The 16702-nt window shown below is 70.9% G+C and carries 17 protein-coding genes; 5 read left to right on the top strand and 12 right to left on the bottom strand.

Going from position 1 to position 16702, the window contains the following annotated elements; all coding sequences use genetic code 11:
• Positions 1 to 4: 4 nt before the first annotated feature.
• The 4 genes from ACZ5IK_RS28645 to ACZ5IK_RS28630 all read right to left on the bottom strand — a co-directional run bounded on the left by ACZ5IK_RS28645 (position 5) and on the right by ACZ5IK_RS28630 (position 2701).
• Positions 5 to 1135: a VanZ family protein gene (locus ACZ5IK_RS28645; RefSeq protein WP_465490527.1), complete on the bottom strand. Its 1131-nt coding sequence runs from the start codon at positions 1133 to 1135 to the stop codon at positions 5 to 7.
• Positions 1128 to 1433, bottom strand: a complete 306-nt coding sequence (locus ACZ5IK_RS28640; protein WP_465490526.1) for a hypothetical protein — start codon at positions 1431 to 1433, stop codon at positions 1128 to 1130. The genes ACZ5IK_RS28645 and ACZ5IK_RS28640 overlap by 8 nt, the downstream gene beginning before the upstream one ends.
• A 96-nt stretch (positions 1434 to 1529) precedes the next feature.
• A complete protein-coding gene (locus tag ACZ5IK_RS28635) occupies positions 1530 to 1778 on the bottom strand; it encodes a hypothetical protein (protein ID WP_465490525.1) in 249 nt (82 codons plus the stop codon).
• On the bottom strand, positions 1775 to 2701 hold the full coding sequence (locus ACZ5IK_RS28630; RefSeq protein ID WP_465490524.1) for a MurR/RpiR family transcriptional regulator: 927 nt from the start codon (positions 2699 to 2701) through the stop codon (positions 1775 to 1777). Before ACZ5IK_RS28630 ends, ACZ5IK_RS28635 begins: the two co-directional genes overlap by 4 nt.
• 135 nt (positions 2702 to 2836) lie before the next feature.
• Between ACZ5IK_RS28630 and ACZ5IK_RS28625 the strand changes: the two genes are divergently transcribed.
• The 3 genes from ACZ5IK_RS28625 to ACZ5IK_RS28615 are packed head-to-tail and all read left to right on the top strand — an operon-like array spanning position 2837 to position 5873.
• Positions 2837 to 4228, top strand: a complete 1392-nt coding sequence (locus ACZ5IK_RS28625; RefSeq protein ID WP_465490523.1) for an MFS transporter — start codon at positions 2837 to 2839, stop codon at positions 4226 to 4228.
• Positions 4225 to 4662 (top strand): GAF domain-containing protein, encoded by a 438-nt coding sequence (locus ACZ5IK_RS28620; protein ID WP_465490522.1) that lies wholly within the window; start codon positions 4225 to 4227, stop codon positions 4660 to 4662. Before ACZ5IK_RS28625 ends, ACZ5IK_RS28620 begins: the two co-directional genes overlap by 4 nt.
• Complete coding sequence (locus ACZ5IK_RS28615; protein WP_465490521.1) at positions 4659 to 5873, top strand: metal-dependent hydrolase family protein; 1215 nt, start codon at positions 4659 to 4661, stop codon at positions 5871 to 5873. The genes ACZ5IK_RS28620 and ACZ5IK_RS28615 overlap by 4 nt, the downstream gene beginning before the upstream one ends.
• A gap of 67 nt (positions 5874 to 5940) precedes the next feature.
• Here the strand turns inward: ACZ5IK_RS28615 and ACZ5IK_RS28610 are convergent, their stop codons facing one another.
• The 7 genes from ACZ5IK_RS28610 to ACZ5IK_RS28580 form a co-directional block, all read right to left on the bottom strand.
• On the bottom strand, positions 5941 to 7386 hold the full coding sequence (locus ACZ5IK_RS28610; protein WP_465490520.1) for an aldehyde dehydrogenase (NADP(+)): 1446 nt from the start codon (positions 7384 to 7386) through the stop codon (positions 5941 to 5943).
• Positions 7387 to 7409: 23 nt separating this feature from the next.
• Positions 7410 to 8411: a proline racemase family protein gene (locus tag ACZ5IK_RS28605; RefSeq protein WP_465490519.1), complete on the bottom strand. Its 1002-nt coding sequence runs from the start codon at positions 8409 to 8411 to the stop codon at positions 7410 to 7412.
• A complete protein-coding gene (locus tag ACZ5IK_RS28600) occupies positions 8412 to 9323 on the bottom strand; it encodes a dihydrodipicolinate synthase family protein (RefSeq protein ID WP_465490518.1) in 912 nt (303 codons plus the stop codon).
• On the bottom strand, positions 9320 to 10669 hold the full coding sequence (locus ACZ5IK_RS28595) for an FAD-dependent oxidoreductase (protein ID WP_465490517.1): 1350 nt from the start codon (positions 10667 to 10669) through the stop codon (positions 9320 to 9322). Before ACZ5IK_RS28595 ends, ACZ5IK_RS28600 begins: the two co-directional genes overlap by 4 nt.
• Positions 10666 to 10932, bottom strand: a complete 267-nt coding sequence (locus tag ACZ5IK_RS28590; protein WP_465490516.1) for a (2Fe-2S)-binding protein — start codon at positions 10930 to 10932, stop codon at positions 10666 to 10668. Before ACZ5IK_RS28590 ends, ACZ5IK_RS28595 begins: the two co-directional genes overlap by 4 nt.
• Positions 10929 to 12101: an NAD(P)/FAD-dependent oxidoreductase gene (locus tag ACZ5IK_RS28585; RefSeq protein WP_465490515.1), complete on the bottom strand. Its 1173-nt coding sequence runs from the start codon at positions 12099 to 12101 to the stop codon at positions 10929 to 10931. Before ACZ5IK_RS28585 ends, ACZ5IK_RS28590 begins: the two co-directional genes overlap by 4 nt.
• 78 nt (positions 12102 to 12179) lie before the next feature.
• Positions 12180 to 12779, bottom strand: coding sequence for a helix-turn-helix domain-containing protein (locus ACZ5IK_RS28580; protein WP_168214308.1), 600 nt, complete (start codon positions 12777 to 12779; stop codon positions 12180 to 12182).
• A gap of 245 nt (positions 12780 to 13024) precedes the next feature.
• Between ACZ5IK_RS28580 and ACZ5IK_RS28575 the strand changes: the two genes are divergently transcribed.
• Positions 13025 to 14164 carry a metalloprotease gene (locus ACZ5IK_RS28575; RefSeq protein ID WP_465490514.1) on the top strand — a complete coding sequence of 380 codons (1140 nt, stop codon included), beginning with the start codon at positions 13025 to 13027 and terminating at the stop codon, positions 14162 to 14164.
• A gap of 44 nt (positions 14165 to 14208) precedes the next feature.
• Here ACZ5IK_RS28575 and ACZ5IK_RS28570 read toward each other — a convergent pair whose 3' ends face one another.
• Entirely contained in the window at positions 14209 to 15624 is a 1416-nt protein-coding gene (locus ACZ5IK_RS28570) for an aminopeptidase P family protein (protein ID WP_465490513.1), read from the bottom strand.
• Between the two features lie 90 nt (positions 15625 to 15714).
• On the opposite strand from ACZ5IK_RS28570, the gene ACZ5IK_RS28565 reads away from it, so the two are divergent.
• Entirely contained in the window at positions 15715 to 16701 is a 987-nt protein-coding gene (locus ACZ5IK_RS28565; protein WP_465490512.1) for a LysR family transcriptional regulator, read from the top strand.
• The last annotated feature ends 1 nt before the right edge of the window (position 16702 follow it).

Below are 16702 nucleotides of genomic sequence, written 5' to 3'. Positions count from 1 at the left end.
CCGATCAGGTGAGTGGCGGTGTGGGGCCACCGCGCACGTCGACGGCAGGCTCCCGGTCCGGGCTCTCGATTTCGCGCAGGTCGACGATCTCCAGTCCGGCGACCAGCCCGGACAGTCCTTTGTGGCCCAGAGGCCGGATCGCGAGAATGCCGCTGACGAAGAACAACAGGTTCGCCAGTGGCTCGAATCCGCTGTTGACCGCGGAAGCCAGGGTGAGCAGCGTGAAGTAGCCACCGGACCCGGCCAGGAATCGCACGATCATCCGCCACAGGGCGGGCTTCCCGCCGTCCGGCCCGGCGGGCCGCAGCAATACGACCCGCTGGCCGAAGCTGGCGCCGTTGCCCGCGACGGGGACGACGAACAACAGGAGCACGGCGGGCAGCAGGGTGGTGGTCAGAGCCGCGACCACGGTGTCCGGTTCGCCCGCCACGAGAGTCGTCACGATCCCGATGGTGGTCCCGAGCAGGACGACCGAGACGAAGTCGACGGCCATCCCGAGCAGACGTCGGCGCGCGGTGACCGGTCGCGGCGTTCCCGGTGGCGCGGACGGCTCGTTCCCCGGCAGCAGCCGCAGCAACGGGGCGAGGCCGAACCCGACGGCGGCGCCGAGGGTGTTGGTCAGCAGGTCGTCGACGTCGGCGAGCCGGTACGGGCAGTCGAACAGGAACCAGACGCCGGTGAGCTGGGTGCACTCGATGAACAGGGAGACCGCGAAACCGAGGGCGACGGTGACCGCGAAACCGCGCCGGAAGAGATGCCGTACGAACATGCCCAGCGGCACGAACAAGGCGACGTTGAAGACCGCCTGCTGGACCGCGGGATTGCGCAGGAACGCGCGCAGGCCCGCCCCCGCCTGTTCGCGGCGGATGTCGGCGACGAACTGGAACGGGCGCAGTTGCAGGTGACTCGTCGCGTGCTCGGCGCACCACGCCGCCGTCGTCTGCGGGATGGGGAGCAACGTGTACGTCCACAGTGACATGGCGTAGACCAGGAACCCGAACACCAGCAGGACCCGCCACAACCCGAGTTCGCCGCGGCGCCGGTAGCTCGCCGCGATGTACGGGACGGCCAGGATGCCCGCGAGCGCGAAACCCGCGAACACCGCGATGACCGCGGAGATGGTCGGATCAGTCACTCGCGGAAGCTAACAACGCGCGCTCCGGCGCACCCGTTACGCCACCTGGCCGGGTGACGGAGTCGGCCGGGGCGACGGCTCGCTGATGCGCGAGCGCGGCGATGGCGAAGGTCAGATGGACGACGACCCAGTTGCGGTCTTCGTGGTGGATCCGCTGCAACAGGTCGAGAGTGGCGTCGCCAGGGCTGCGGCCCTGACGACAGGCGTCGATGAACGCCTGGGCAAGCTCGTCGACGTTCCGCCGGAACTCCGCGAAGGGGTCGGCGGAGTGGCTGTTGGTGCAGAAATCCACGGTCACGTCACTCAGCGTTCCACAACGCGACACAAAGTTACGACCTGGCGGTTCCGGAATCACTCACGTGAGGTAGTCCCGGGCCGATCTCTGTGCTCTGCGTCACGCCGACGCGAGCGAGGCGGGCATCCGGCGTTCCCGTTCGGTCGCCTTGACCCGGCGGGTGACCGGGAAGCGCTGGTCGAGTTCGACGAGCAGCGGGGTCGCCGCCATCAGCGCCAGCAGTGCGAGCCCGGCGTATGCGCCCAAAGTCGCGATCATCGTCATTTCGGCCTCCTCGATCCCCGTACCGCCTGTTCCGGCGGCCTGGAACCAGGATCGCTGCCCGACGGGGTGCGGCGGATCGGTCATCCGGCGGAGGTGCCTCGACCGGTCGGCCTTTTCGGCACCATCCTTTCGGCCGATCCCGGACGGCGGTGCAGCAGATCGAACCGCGACCACATGGCTTCGGCCGCCTCGATGGATTCGCCGGTGCGGACGGGATCGACGGCGGCGAGCTGCGCGACGATGGCCTGCACCAGGCTCATCCCCGCGGTCAGCGACGGGAAGAAGGTCACGCCTTCGGCGGGCACCATCAGCACCTGCTCGACGGCGCCGGCCAGCGCGGGACTGGCCGCGTCGGTGATGGCGAACGCGCGTGCTCCCCTCGCCTTCGCCTCGTCCGCGGCGAGCACCGTACTTTCGTACAGGCGCCAGAAACTGATCGCGATGAGCACGTCGTCGGCGGTGAGTTTGGCCGTGGCGTTGGCGAGTTCCGCGTCGCCCGCGGTGATCGCGTGGACGTCGTACCCGGCGAGCCGGGCGTTGTGCGCGAACGCGATCCCGACCGCGGCGTAGCTGCCGTCGGCGATGACGAGCGTGCGGCGCGCGGCGGCGACGGCCTCCGCGACGTTGCGGATCTCGTCCTCGGTGGCCCGCCGGTTCAGCAGGGCGAGGCTGTCGAGGTCGCGGCGCAGCGACGCCGAGCCCGGCGAGTCCACGTCCCGGTGTTCCTCGGCCACCTGAGGCGCACTCAGCGACGACATGTACCGCGCCCGCAACTCCTGTTGCAGCGCGGGCCAGCCGGCGAAACCGAGCGCCTGCGCGGTGCGGGTGACGGTGGCGACGTTGACCCCGGCGAGCTGGGCGAGTTCGGCCGTCGACCCGAACGACGCCCGGCGCGGTTGCGAGACCAGCACTTCGAGCACGGCGGCCGACTTCGGCCTCAAGCCGCGTTCCGGCGTCCGATCCCGAAGCCACGCCTCGAAACCGTCACCGGTTCCCGTCTCTGTCACGCACACCCTCCCTCGACCGCGCCACGGTAACGCATCGTGCCCGACGGACCACCTGCAACAACCATTGCAGTTTTACGGAAACGCAGTATACGTTGTCCGCACTCCTCGTCGCCCGAACCACGGAAGGCGTTCCCCATGACGCTTCTGGCACGGCTGGACCGGCTCCCTTTGAGCCGTCCCCACTATCTGCTCCTGCTCATCGGCGGGCTCGGTTACACCTTCGACGGCATGGACTCCGCCGTGGTCGCCTTCCTCCTGCCGAGCGCGAAAGCGGTCTGGGGGCTCGACAACGGGCAGCTCGGGCTGATCGGTTCGGCGACGCCGTTCGGCTTCCTCTTCGGCGCGATCGCCGCGGGCCTGCTGGGCGACCGCATCGGCCGCAAGAAGGTCATGATGTACGCGCTGGCCTTCTACGCGGTGTTCTCGGTGCTCGCCGCTTTCTCCCCGAACTACGAGATCTTCCTGGGCGCCCGGGTGCTGGCCGGGGCGGGTGCGGGCGCCGAAAGCGCGATCATCGCGCCGTTCCTGTCGGAATTCGTCCCCGCGAAGCGACGCGGCTGGTTCGTCGGCGCGCTCGCCGGATTCTTCTCGTTCGGCTTCGTCATGGCCGCGCTGATCGGGCGGTTCGTCGTGCCGACGGTGCCGGAGGGCTGGCGGGTCGCCCAGCTGATCACCGCGCTGCCGATCGTCATGCTGCTGTGGTGGCGCCGGTCCCTGCCGGAATCGCCGAGGTTCCTCGTCGCGAACGGGCGTCACGCCGAGGCGGAGAAGATCGTCGCGAAACTGGAGCGGGACGTCGAAAAGGCGACCGGGCAGCCACTTCCGGCCGTGGCCGAGACCGATACCCGGCCCGCGACGGAAACCCCCAAGGTCAACCTCTTCAGCGCGCTGAAGTTCCTGTGGAGCCCGGCGATGGCACGCCGGACCGCGGTGATCTGGACCGTCTGGTTCGTGATCACGTTCTCCTACTACGGCTTCTTCTCCTGGATCCCGACGCTGCTCGTCGAGCGCGGCATCACCGTGACCAAGAGCTTCGAGTTCTCGATCATCATCTACCTGGCGCAGATCCCCGGGTACTTCTCCGCGGCGTGGCTGTCGGAACGGCTCGACCGCAAGCACACCATCGCGCTGTACCTCGCGGGCTCGGCGGTGAGCGCGTTCTGGCTGAGCCAGATGGACGCGCCGTGGTCGATCACCCTCGCCGGGGCGGTGCTGTCGTTCTTCCTCAACGGCACCTACGCCGGTGTGTACTCCTACACCCCCGAAGTGTTCCCGACCTGGATCCGCGCCAGCGGGACCGGCCTGTCCAGCGCGTTCGGCAGGCTCGGCAGCATCCTGGCCCCGACGATCATCGGCCTGTCCGCCGCGAGCCTCGGTTTCGCCGGCGTCTTCGGCCTGACCACCGCCGTCCTGGCGGCCGGGGTGGTGTGCGTGGTCGTGTTCGGCCTGTCCACCGCCGGCCGCTCCCTGGAAGAACTGACCGAACACGGCGCGCCCGTGGAAACCGCCAAGGAGATGACGAAGTGACCGTGTCGCTGTCCATTGTGGAGGACAAAACCCGAGCGACGATCGGCGTAAGGCTGTTCACCGTGCTGGCGTGGGTGCCCGAACGGCGGGCGCTGCGCCGCGTGCACAGCAGCCACCCGGCGGAGTATCCGGTCGGCGGTGAGAAGACCGTCGAGGTGGCCGCGGGCTGGCTGGAGCGGTGCATCACCGGACAGGAACCCTATTTCGGGCCGGACAGCGCGGCGGTGCGGGAGATCTTCGCCGACCACGACCTCATCGACAGGCTCGGCTGCGGGGCGGTGATCAACGTGCCGGTGGTGGACCATGGCCGCACGCTCGGCGTCCTCAACATCCTCGACGCCGAAGGCAGCTACGACGACGATTCCGTCACCGCCGCCCGATCTCTGGCACCGTTGGCGGTCCCCGCCCTGCGCGAAATCCTGGAGGCCCGATGAACGGCTCACTGCTGCTGCGCAACGCCCGTCTGCTCGACCCGGTCACGGGCGAGTACACCGAGGGCGATCTCCGGTGCGCCGACGGCCGGATCGTCGAGACCGGCACGGGTCTCGCCGCCGGCGACGTCCGGACCGAGGACCTGCACGGCGCGTTCGTGCTGCCCGGCCTCGTCGACGCGCACGTGCACGTGACCGCTTCGACAGCGGACCTGGGGTCGCTCCCCGCGTCGTCACCGTCCTATGTGACCGCGCACAGCGCCCGCACCATGAGCCTGATGCTGGACCGGGGCTTCACCACGGTCCGGGATGCCTCGGGCGCCGACTACGGTCTCGCCGACGCACAGGCCGAGGGCTTGTTCCGCGGTCCCCGTCTGCTGTTCTGCGGGCGCGCGCTGAGTCAGACCGGCGGCCACGGCGACAGCCGGACCCGCGGCGCCAACGCCAGCGAAGACCACCCATGCTGCGCGGGTCTCGGCCGGGTCGCCGACGGTGTCGACGCGGTCCGCGCGGCGGCGCGCGACGAACTGCGCAAGGGCGCGCACCACATCAAGGTGATGGCCTCCGGTGGCGTCGCCTCCCCCACCGACCGGGTCGACTCGACGCAGTACTCCGCCGAGGAACTGCGCGCGATCGTCGAGGAGGCGGAGGCGGCCAACCGCTATGTGGCCGCTCACGCCTACACCGCCCGCGCGGTGAACCGCGCGCTGGAGCTGGGCGTGCGGTCGATCGAGCACGGCAACCTGATCGACGACCTCAGTGTCGAACTGTTCCTCCGGCACGACGCGTACCTCGTGCCCACCTTGGTCACGTACTGGGCGCTGAAGGAGGAGGGGCGCGAGCACGGTCTGCCGGAATCCAGCTGGCGCAAGGTCGACGACGTCCTCGGCGCGGGCATGGCCGCACTCGACAAGGCCGCCCGGGGCGGGGTGAAACTGGTGTACGGCAGCGATCTCCTCGGCGGGATGCACCGGCACCAGAACCACGAATTCCGGCTGCGCGGCGAGGTCCAGCCCGCTCTGGACGTCGTCCGCTCCGCGACGTCGACAGCGGCAGACCTGCTGAACCTGACCGGCGAGATCGGCACGCTGGCCCCCGGCGCGCACGCGGATCTGCTCGTCGTGGACCGGGATCCGCTGGAGGACATCGGCGTCCTGGCCGAGCCGAAGGGCTTCCGGCACGTCATCCAGGGCGGGACGGTGGTCTCCGCCTGACGCGTTTCGTCCTCTGGTTGCGGTAGTTGCGCGTGCATGTATCGCAACTAGAGGACGAAACGCGGGGTCAGGAGAAGCGCTGCGGGACGTCCCAGGGGTTGTCGTCCCGCAGCGGTTCGGGCAGCAGGTGCGACGGCCAGTCCTGATAGGACACCGGACGCAGAAAGCGTTCCACCGCCGCCGTCCCGACCGACGTCGACGCCGGTGAGGTCGTCGCCGGATACGGACCGCCGTGCTGCATCGCGGCGGTCACCGCGACCCCGGTCGGCCAGCCGCCCCACAGGATCCGCCCGCTGCGGTCGGCCAGCACCGGACGCAGCGCCTCCACGTCGCCCGCCTCCGAGTCCAAGGCGTGCACGGTCGTCGTGAGCTGCCCCGGGAGCGCCGCCAAAACCGGCACGACGTCGGAGAGCCGCGAGTACCGCACGATCACGCCCAGCGGGCCGAAGCACTCCTCCGCCACGTCCGGGACGAAATCGGCGAGGTCGATTTCGAGCAGCCGGGCCCCGGCTCCCCCGAGGATCTCGCGCATCCCCGGGATCGCGGCCAGCCGCTCCGCGACGGTCTCGAAGCCGGAGGCGATGCGATCGTTCAAGAACGACCCCGCCGTCACCGCTCGCAAGCGTTCGGCGACGAGATCCACGAACGGACCCGAAGACGGCGCGAACACCAGGCCGGGATTCGTGCAGAACTGGCCGTTGCCCAGCGTCAGCGAACCCGCGTAGCCCGTAGCCAGTTCTTCGGCACGCGTCTCGACGGCACCGGGCAGGACGATCACCGGATTGACACTGCCGAGCTCGCCGTGGAACGGGATCGGAACCGGCCGGTCGGCCGCGATCCGCGCCAGGGCGAGCCCGCCCGCCACCGATCCGGTGAAGGCCGCGGCCGCGATCGCCGGATGCCGCAGCGCCTCCACTCCGGCGGCTTCCCCCTCGACGAGACCGAGAAGCGGACCCCACCGCCCGAGCGCCTCCACGACGATCGACGCCGTCCGGCGGGAAAGCTCCGGATGCCCCGGATGGGCCTTGACCACCACCGGGCATCCGGCGGCCCACGCCGCCGCGGTGTCCCCGCCCGCCACGCTGAACGCGAAGGGGAAGTTGCTCGCGGCGAACACCAGGACCGGTCCCACCGCCGTGCGATACCGGCGCAGGTCCGGCCGGGGACCCGGTGGCCACGACGGATCGGCGCGATCGATGCGGACGTCGTAGGACGAACCGCTCTCGGCCGCGAGCAGGCGCAGCTGGAACGTCGTGCGGGCCAGCTCGCCGGTCAGCCGTTTCGTCCCCAGCCGGGTTTCGGCGTCGGCGATCGCGATCAGCGCCGGGCCCGCCGCGTCCAGCGCGTCGGCCACGCCGGTGATCACCGCCGCGCGTGTCTTCGGGTCGATGGCGGCCCACGCACCGGCGATCTCCGCCGCCTGGACGATTTCCTTCATTGGTTCCTTCCTGGTGGCCTGAAGGGGACTTTCCCCGCATCTCGTGCGGCGAAGGGCGCTTTCCCCGCATCGCATGCGGGGAAAGGCCCCTTCAGCTCTCAGAGGACGAAGCCCGCCGGGAACGGATCGTCCGGGTCGAGCAGGTAGGTGGCGTTGCCGGTGATCCACGCGCGCCCGGAGAACTCCGGCACCACGGCCGGGACACCTCCGACGGTGGTCTCGGCGACCAGCTCACCGGTGAACGTGGTGCCGATGAACGAGCTGTTCTCGAACGGCGTGTGCAGTGGCAGCTCGCCGCGGGCGTGCAGCTGGGCCATCCGGGCCGACGTGCCGGTGCCGCACGGCGAACGGTCGAACCAGCCGGGGTGGATGGCCATCGCGTTCCGCGACGCGCGGGCATCCGACCCCGGGGCGAGGAACTGGACGTGCTTGCAGCCGCCGATCAGCGGATCGGCCGGATGCTTGGGCGGGCGCTGGTCGTTGATCGCCGCCATGATGTCCAGTCCCGCCGCGAGGATCCGGTCCTTCTCCGAGCGCTCGAACGGAATGTCCACTTGGGACAGTTCGAGGATGGCGTAGAAGTTGCCGCCGTAGGCCAGGTCGTAGCGCACCTCGCCGAGCCCGGGCACCTCGACCGACGCGTCCCGCTCGGCGAGGAAGGACGCGACGTTGCGCAGCTTGACCCGTTCGGCCCGGCCGTCCCGGACGTCGACCTCGGCGTGCACGAGCCCGGCCGGGGTGTCCAGGCGCACCACGGTCTTCGGTTCGGTCACCTCGACCATCCCCGTCTCCACCAGCACGGTCGCCACGCCGATCGTGCCGTGCCCGCACATCGGCAGGCACCCCGACACCTCGATGTACACCACGCCCCAGTCGGCGTCCGGCCTGGTCGGTGGCTGCAGGATCGCGCCGCTCATGGCCGAATGACCGCGCGGCTCGTTCATCAGGAACCGCCGCAGGTGGTCCAGGTGCTCCATGAAGTACCGGCGGCGCTCGGCCATCGTGTCACCGGGGATGACGCCGACCCCGCCGGTCACCACCCGGGTCGGCATGCCCTCGGTATGCGAGTCGACGGCGGTGATCGACCGGATCGACCGCACCTACTCCACCCCCAGCGAGGCGAGCGCGCGCCGCATGTCGGCGGTGACCTGCTCGCGGTGCTCGTCGGTCAGCGGTCCGCGCGGCGGACGGCAGGGTCCGCCGTAGCGGCCGACGAGATCCATGCCGAGTTTGATGGCCTGGACGAACTCGGTGCGCGAGTCCCAGCGGAACGCGGCCACCAGCGGTTCGTACAGCGCCCTGGCCTCCTCGAGTTTCCCCGCCCTCGCCAGTTCGAACAGGCGTACCGACTCGGCCGGGAACACGTTGGGGAAGCCGGCGAACCAGCCTGTCGCGCCCATCAGCAGGCTTTCCAGCACGACGTCGTCGGCGCCGCTGATCACGTCCAGGCCCGGCGCCTGCTCGCGGATCTCCAGCACCCGCCGGACGTCACCGGAGAATTCCTTGACCGCCACCACGTTGTCGATCGCCGCGATCTCGGCCAGCAGCGCCGGGGTGAGATCGACCTTGGTGTCGATGGGGTTGTTGTAGACCATCACCGGCAGGCCGACCGACGCCACCGCCTCGAAGTGGGCGAGGACTTCACCGCGGTTCGCGCGGTACATCGTGGGAGGGAGGCACAGCAGGCCGCCGGCACCGTCTTCGGCGGCGATTTCGGCCCAGTGCTTGGCCTGATGCGACCCGGGACCGTGTACGCCGACGACGACGATGCCGTCCTTCCCCACTGTCTCGATCGCGGTACGGGCGGCGCGGCGGCGTTCGTCGTCGGTGAGCGACGAATACTCGCCGAGGGAGCCGTTCGGGCCGACGCCCCGGCAGCCGTTGTCGATCAGCCACCGGCAGTGCGCGGCGTAGGCGTCGTAATCCACGGCCAGCCCGGCGGGTGCCGATGCGTCCGCCCGGTACGGGAGGGCGGTCGCGACGACGACGCCACCGAGGTCGGGGGTGCTCATTCAGGTTCTCCTTCGGTTCGGGCGGCGAGTTCGCCGAGCCGGATCGGCTGGGCGATCGGGCGGTGGTGCCGTTCGGTACCACCGCAGAGTTCGGCTACGGCCGGACCGCACATCCGGCCCTGGCACGGGCCGAGGCCCGCCCGGGTGCCGAGTTTCAGCGCGTGCGGGCCGGGGCAGGCCGGATCGGCGGTCGCGCGGACGAGTTCGCCGTAGGTGGTTTCCTCGCACCGGCAGACGATCGTGTCCTCGCGAAGCCAGCGTCGCCAGGCCGTGCCGATCGGATGCGCCGTGGCGAGGCGTTCGGCGAACGTGCGGGCACGGTCGCGGGCGCGGATCAAGGCCGGGCCGGGCGTTTCCCCCGCGGCGAGACGGCCTGCCACCGCGCCCTCGGCCGCGGCGGTGACCGCGCCACCGATACCGGTGATCTCGCCCGCGGCGAAGACACCGTCCACTGTGGTGCGTTGGCCGCCGTCGACCCGCACGAACCCGCCGTCCAGGACGCAGCCCGCGGCGACGGCCAGTTCGGGTTGCGGGACGAATCCGTGGCCGACGCAGACCGCGTCGACCTCGTACGTCCGCTCGGTGCCGGGGACGACCGACCAGTCCGCACGGACCTCGGCGGTCACGACCTCGCGGACGCTGTCCGCGCCTCGCGCTTCGATCACGGCCCGGCCGAACCGGTACGGGACACGATGGCGGGCCAGCGTCGCGGCGTAGCGGGCCAGTTCGCCCGCCTTGCCCGCGTGGGCGGCCAGGCGCCACGGCCGCGCCGACCATCCTTTCCGGACGGTCGCGAACGGGTTCGCCTCCAGCACGGCGACCACCTCGGCCCCGATATCCAGCAGCGATTCCGCGACCGGCAGCAGGAACGGTCCGGCCCCGGCGACGAGTACCCGCCTGCCGATCGCGACCCGCTCCCCTTTCGCCAGCGCTTGCGCCGCGCCCGCGGTGTACACGCCGGGCAGTTTCCAGCCGGGGAACGGCAGGGTGCGGTCGTGCGCGCCGGTCGCCAGGATCAGCGCGTCGGGAACCAAGGTGAGCCGCTGTCGTCCGCCGCCGTCGGACTGTCCTCGCAGGACGTGCACCCGGTTCTCCGCGCGGTCGAACGCCCAGACGGTGGAGGCGGGCCACCACTGGCACCTCGGATGCGCGAGCAGACGGCGGCGCCGGGTGAACTCGGGTCCGCCATGTTGTGCCGCGTGGGCCTCCGGCGGCATGCGGTGATACTGGCCGCCGGGCGATTCCGCCTGGTCCAGCACCGTGACGCGGGCACCGGCCCGCAAGGCGTGCTCGACGGCCGCGAGTCCGGCGGGCCCGGCGCCGACGATCACCACATGCCGGCTCACGCGTTCTCCTCCCGTGACTGGGTGCGGATCTCGTCGCCGTCGGCGGCCGGACGGCGGCACGCGCGGACGTCGGGCACGTCGTTGACCGTGAGCACGCAGTCGAAACAGGCGCCGATGCCGCAGAACACGCCGCGTGGCGCACCGGAACGCGTGGTGCGCCAGGAGGTCCGGCCCGCGGCGATCAGCACTCCCGCCACGCTTTGGCCCGCGATCCCGGTCAGGGCTTCGCCGTCGACGGTGATCCGGATCGGCCGGGCGCTCACGCGGCCACCCCGGCCAGTACCGCGGGACGATCCACGGTGAACTCTTCGACCGGCATCGCGGGCTCCGCCCCGGTGAGCAGTTCGCGCAGCAAGCGCGCGGTGCCGACGCTCAGCCCGATTCCGGCGCCTTCGTGCCCGGTGGCGTGCCACAGGTTCCCCAGCCGCGGGTCCTCGCCGAGCACCGGGAGGTGATCGTCCACGTAGGGCCGGAAACCGCCGTACGCCCGCATGATCGCCGCGTCGGCGAGCGACGGGAACAGCCGCAGGGCCTTGACCGCGATGGCGCTCAGCACGTCGGGGCGGATGGCGTCGGCGAACTCCACCCGGCGGCGGGACGAGCCGATCAGCACGGTGCCGCCCCAGGTCGACTCGACGACGGCGGAGGTCTGCAACTCCCCCGAGTCCGCGCCGACAGCGCCGACGTAATCGGCGTCGTAGACCTTGTGCCGGACGACGCCGGGCATCGGGGTGGTCACCAGCACCTCGCCCCTGCGGGGGCGGATCGCGATCGGGGCGCCGAGGCGCGCCGACACCTGACCGGCCCACGGGCCCGCGGCGTTCACGACGACGTCGGCCTCGATGATCTCGCCGGGCACGCGGACACCGGTGATCCGTCCACTTCGGACGGACGCGCCGACGACCTCGGTGTCGGACCGCAGCCGGGCGCCGTGGCGCAGCGCGGAGCCCAGCAGGGCCAGCGCCGCGCCCGCGGGCTGGACCTGAGCGTCCTCCGGGTAGTGGAAGGCGGCGGTCACCTCGCGGGTCAGCGCGGGCTCGGCGTCGGCGAGTTCTTTGGGAGACAACGGATCCGCGCGGACCCCGAGTTGCGTCCCGGCGAACGACGCGAGGGCGCGGGCGCCGTCTTCGGTGGTGGCGACCACGATGCCGCCTTTGGGGTCGTACTCGATCGCCGCGGCGGCACGCGCGTCCTCGTCGGCGACCTCGGCGACGACACGCGGCCACAGGAGAGCCGAAAGCTTCGCCAGTTCGAGTTCGGCGCCCGGTCCCTTGTCGGAGACGAGGACGTTGCCTTCACCGTGCGAAGTGGTGCCCCCGGCGGGACGGCCGCGATCCACGACCACGACGTCGAAGCCCGCCAGGCTCAGCTCGCGGGCACACGCGGCGCCGACGATACCCGCGCCGAGTATGACCACACGCGTTCGGTTCATCGACCCTCCAGCGTTCGGTAAAGCGAACGATCGGAGAGTAGGTTCCCTCCCGGAGGGGTGTCAATACCTGGGGAGCGGTCAGCCCTTCAGCACGGGATGCGGCCTGCCGTCGAGCCGTTCGTCGGCGCGATACTGCAGCAGCAGGACCGAGTGCACCGGCCCGTCCGGCGCGGTGTAGCAATGCGGCTCGCGGGCATCGAAGGCCACGTAGTCACCGGGGCCGACCTCGACGGTCTTGCCCGCCACCTCGACCCGTAACGAGCCGGACTGCACGACGGTGTGCTCGATCCCGACGTGCCCCTGCGACCGCTGCGGCGCGTCACCGCGCACCACCTGGTCGTACACCTCGAAAACGCCGTCACCGGTCTCGATCCGGCGCAGCGGCCGGAGATCCACTCCCTCGCCGCTGAGCACCTCGACGTCGGCGCCGCGCACCACGGTGAGCGCGCCGCCCGCGCGATGGTCGAGCAGATCGGAGATCGCCACCTCCAGCACCCTGGACAGGCTGAACACGGTCTCGATGGTCGGATTGCCGCCGCCGGACTCCAGCTGCGACAGCGTCGCTTTGCCGATCCCCGACCGCCGCGACAGCTCCGAAAGCGAAAGGCCCCTCGCCGCCCTGGCCGCGCGCAGGTTGACCGCGAGCATGTCCCGGATCGAGGGCGTCTCGTCCTCCACCGCTTCTCCCCTGTCGTTCGTCAAACCGTACGACCGGTCGGCGAAGCGTTCGCTTTGCCGATCGAGTTCGCGGACATCATGACACGCCTCCCGGCGGGGAGGGCATAGCCGCGGCCGATGGGGCGACGCGATGGTGGGCGGTGGCGGCCGCGATGAAACTCCTTCACCAACCGGTGTGTCACCGTCGACACAGGGTCACGGGCCACACCGCCCTATCTCCGTATCCCTCGAGCGAGGAGATCCCCGTGCAGCTGATCCGTAGATCCTCATCGGCCGGAAGACGGCTTCGCGCGTTCGGCGCGGTACTCGTCACCGCCCTCGGACTGACCGCGGCAGCGGCCACCGCACCGGCCACTGCCGCCGCGAACGCCTGTCTCACCGGCACACTCGCCTTCGATCATCTCGACGCCGAAGCCGGCCCGAGCAAACCCGTGCGCACCCAGGTGGCGCGGAACGCGAACTGGGAGCTGTGGGGCCGTACCGGCTCCGGCGCCGCGACCCGGCTCTCCAGCGGCATCACCGGCGCGTCCGAAGGCCGGTTCTCCGCCTGCCACCCGGCCTCCCTCACCGAGGCGTACGTCAGGTTCCGGTCGAGCAGCACCTCGATGTGGCGAGTGGTCAAGGCCGCGAACAACACCACCGACTACACGTTCGACTCGGCACGCCGCACGAACGTGTCCGGCACCCAGGACCTCGGCACGGTGAAGGTGCCCTCCGGTCTGCAGCGGGCGTGGAAGGTGGTCGACACGCTCAACGTCCTCTACTGGAAACGCGCCAACCCCGGCTCGTCCTGCTGGACGAGCCGCCAGTCCGACGGGCGCTGCGACCAGATCACCTTCGTCTGGGATCCGAAGGTCGCCGACGGCGGTTATTGGGACTACCCGAACACGAACTACGTCTTCCTCGGCAACACGATGCCGGATTCGAAGCACCTCGTGCTCCACGAAGCCGGGCACTGGCTGCAATGGCAGCTCTACGGGCGCGGCTTCCCGGTGGTCGAGGACTGCAACCCGCACTACATCGAGAAGCACAGTTCGGAGTCGTGCGCGTGGACCGAAGGCTTCGCGGACGCCGTCGCCGCCTACGCCCTCGGCGACTATCGCTACGTCTACGACAACGGCAACTCCTCCAGCTTCCAGAACGACGCCTCGACGCCGGGCTGGGACCGTGGCGACACCGTGCAGGGCCGGGTCGGCTCGTCCCTGCTGGACCTGTGGGCCGCGAACGGGCCGGACGGCGGGAACTGGAACCGCACGATCGCGCTGATGACCCGCGACTTCAGCCAGGACTTCCGTGAGTACTTCACCAAGGACAGGCCCGCCGCCGGGCTGTCCACGACCGGGACGGCGCAGCGGATCCTCGCCGGGCACACGATCTCGTACTGAGCTGAAGGGGACTTTCCCCGCATGGCATGCGGGGAAAGCGTCCTTCAGCCCCTGGCCGCCCGGACCCAGGTGGTGACCTCGTCGGCGGTCGACGGGAAACCGCCGGAGAGCAGGTCGTGCCCGGATCCGGTGACCACGACGTTGTCCTCGATGCGGACGCCGAGACCGCGCAGTTCGGGCGGCACGGTGCGGTCGCCGGCGTGGAAGTACAGGCCGGGCTCCACCGCCAGCGCCATTCCCTCGGCCAAGGTGCCCTCGCGATAGCCGGAGGGATGGGCGGCGGCGCAGTCATGGACGTCCAGCCCGAGGAAATGGCCGGTACCGCAGACGATGTAGCGCCGGTGCTGCTGCCCGTCCGGCGACAGCGCTTCGTCCACCGACACCGGGAGGAGGCCCCAATCGTGCAACCCCGACGCGAGCACCCCCAGCGCCGTCGTCTGGAAGGCGGCGAAGTCCTGACCGGGGCGCACTTCCGCCAGGGCCGCGACCTGCGCCTTGTGCACCAGGTCGTAGACGTCGCGCTGAGCCGTCGTGAACTCCCCTCCGACCGGGAAGGTGCGGGTGATGTCGGCCGTGTACAAGGACTCCAGCTCGACTCCGGCGTCGAGCAGCAGCAGGCTGTCCTCGGTCACCTGGCCGTCGCAGCGCGTCCAGTGCAGGATCGGGGCGTGCGGCCCGGCGGCGACGATCGAGGTGTAGCCGGGGCCGGTGCCCTCGGTACGGGCACGCCGGTCGAAAGTGCCCTGCAGCCAGCGTTCCCCGCCGCCGCGGACCGCCTCGGGCAACGCGGCCAGCACGTCGGCGAACCCGAGGGCGGTCGCGTCGACAGCGTCGCGCAACTGGCCGATCTCCCAGTCGTCCTTGATGCGGCGCAGGTCCGCGAGCACCGTCCGGAGCTGTTCGCTGTGGCCGAAGCCGAACGCGTCGAGCGCCGGGTCGACCCCGGCACCGACCAGGACGCCCGGGTTACGCCCGCGCAAGCCGTGAGGGAGGTCCTCCAGCGGACGGCAGTCGATGCCGAGCGCCTGCCCGTACGCGGCGGGCCCGGCGGCGGTGCCGACCCACAGCGGGCTGGTGTCGGCGTCGCCCACGAAGTCGGGCTCGTCCGCCTCGGCGGGCCGCGGGACGTACAGCGTGGCGTGGTGGCTGTCCCCGGCCGGGGTCAGCACCAGGATCGCGCCCTCGCGCTGGCAGCCGGTGAGCCAGACGAAGTCGCTGTCGGCGCGGAAGCCGTGGAAGGTGTCGTTGGAGCGCACCACGGCCCGGCCCGCCGCGAGGGCGATCCGCCGTCCGGGCAGCTCCGCGGACAGCCTGCCGCGATGAGCGGCGGCGGCCTCGGCGGTGCCGGAAGGCACCTCGACCATGTCGTCTGTCGGCTCCCAGCCGTCACTGATCCAGTTCCGGAACCCCTTGGCGGCCAGCAGCGCGCGCAGATCCGGCCGGGTTCGGTCGCCGGTCATCGGCTCCCCCTTCAGGTAGTCGGACTTCTGACCGCACCCTCACACCGCGAACGGCCCGGCCGTAATGACCGGCGGCGATAGACTCCGCCTATGGCCCTGGAGATCCGGCACCTGCGGGCGATCTGCGCCATCGCCGAAGCGGGCAGCCTCTCGCAGGCGGCCGCCGCGCTGGGCATGTCCCAGCCGTCGCTGACCTCGCTGCTCCAGCGGCTCGAACGGCAGATCGGCGCGCCGCTGTTCGTGCGGAGTCACACCGGCGTGACCCCGACCCCGGTGGGTGAGCAGACGCTGCGCCGCGCGCTGACCCTGCTCGTGGAGTTCGACCGGTTCGAGAGCGACCTCCTCGGCGCGCTGGGCGACGGCCCCGTCCGGCTCGGATCGTCCCAAATGGACTGTCTGCCCACCTTTGTCGAACGGCTGGACGACGCGCTGCCAGGGCTGGACGTGACCGTCCATGTGGAACCGTCCAGCGCGGTACTGGCGCAAGCACTGGCCCGCGCGACCCTCGACATCGCCGTCATCGCCATGGCCGACGACCAGGAAGTGCCGCTGGCGAAGCATCTGGGGCATCGCGTGCTGTTCTCGTGGCTGCCCGTTTTCGTCGGCCTTCCCGCCCGGCACCGGCTCGCCGACGGCTTCGAGGTCGACCTCGCCGACCTCGCCGACGAAGCGTGGATCGGGCCGCCGGGTCCCGAAGACGGCTCGCTGACGTCGCTGCGCGCGGCGACCCACCGCGCCGGGTTCACGCCGCGGATCCGCTTCGAATGCCCCAACGGCGGCGGACGGCACCTGATCGCCGCCGGGCAGGCGGTGCAACTCGTGGAACCGACCGCGCCCGAGCTGCCGGGGATGGTCGTCCGGCCGCTGAAAGACGACCCGATGCGAATGCGGCTCGTGCTCGCGTGGCGCAAAGAGCGGATGACGTGGGACCAGGCGGAGAACGTGTACCGCGCGGTGATGACGTCGTACACGCGGCACGCGATGGCGTCGACGCCGTTCCGGACGTGGTGGGAGCGGCGGCGGAGTTCGCAGTCCGGGGACGGGCTGGTGGACTTCTTCCGGGTGACCGGTACTTGAC

It is taken from the genome of Amycolatopsis sp. NPDC031561 (genome assembly GCF_055580625.1).
The sequence above is the reverse complement of the archived record's forward strand: the minus strand, read 5'-3'. Positions and strand labels throughout refer to the sequence as shown.

Excerpts from the sequence above, each read along its gene's own strand:
- ACZ5IK_RS28570 (WP_465490513.1), bottom strand. The coding sequence starts at position 15,624 with ATGACCGGCGACCGAACCCGGCCGGATCTGCGCGCGCTGCTGGCCGCC.
- ACZ5IK_RS28615 (WP_465490521.1), top strand. The coding sequence starts at position 4,659 with ATGAACGGCTCACTGCTGCTGCGCAACGCCCGTCTGCTCGACCCGGTC.
- ACZ5IK_RS28610 (WP_465490520.1), bottom strand. The coding sequence starts at position 7,386 with ATGCGATGCGGGGAAAGCGCCCTTCGCCGCACGAGATGCGGGGAAAGT.
- ACZ5IK_RS28565 (WP_465490512.1), top strand. The coding sequence starts at position 15,715 with ATGGCCCTGGAGATCCGGCACCTGCGGGCGATCTGCGCCATCGCCGAA.
- ACZ5IK_RS28635 (WP_465490525.1), bottom strand. The coding sequence starts at position 1,778 with ATGACCGATCCGCCGCACCCCGTCGGGCAGCGATCCTGGTTCCAGGCC.
- ACZ5IK_RS28585 (WP_465490515.1), bottom strand. The coding sequence starts at position 12,101 with ATGAACCGAACGCGTGTGGTCATACTCGGCGCGGGTATCGTCGGCGCC.
- ACZ5IK_RS28600 (WP_465490518.1), bottom strand. The coding sequence starts at position 9,323 with ATGAGCACCCCCGACCTCGGTGGCGTCGTCGTCGCGACCGCCCTCCCG.
- ACZ5IK_RS28625 (WP_465490523.1), top strand. The coding sequence starts at position 2,837 with ATGACGCTTCTGGCACGGCTGGACCGGCTCCCTTTGAGCCGTCCCCAC.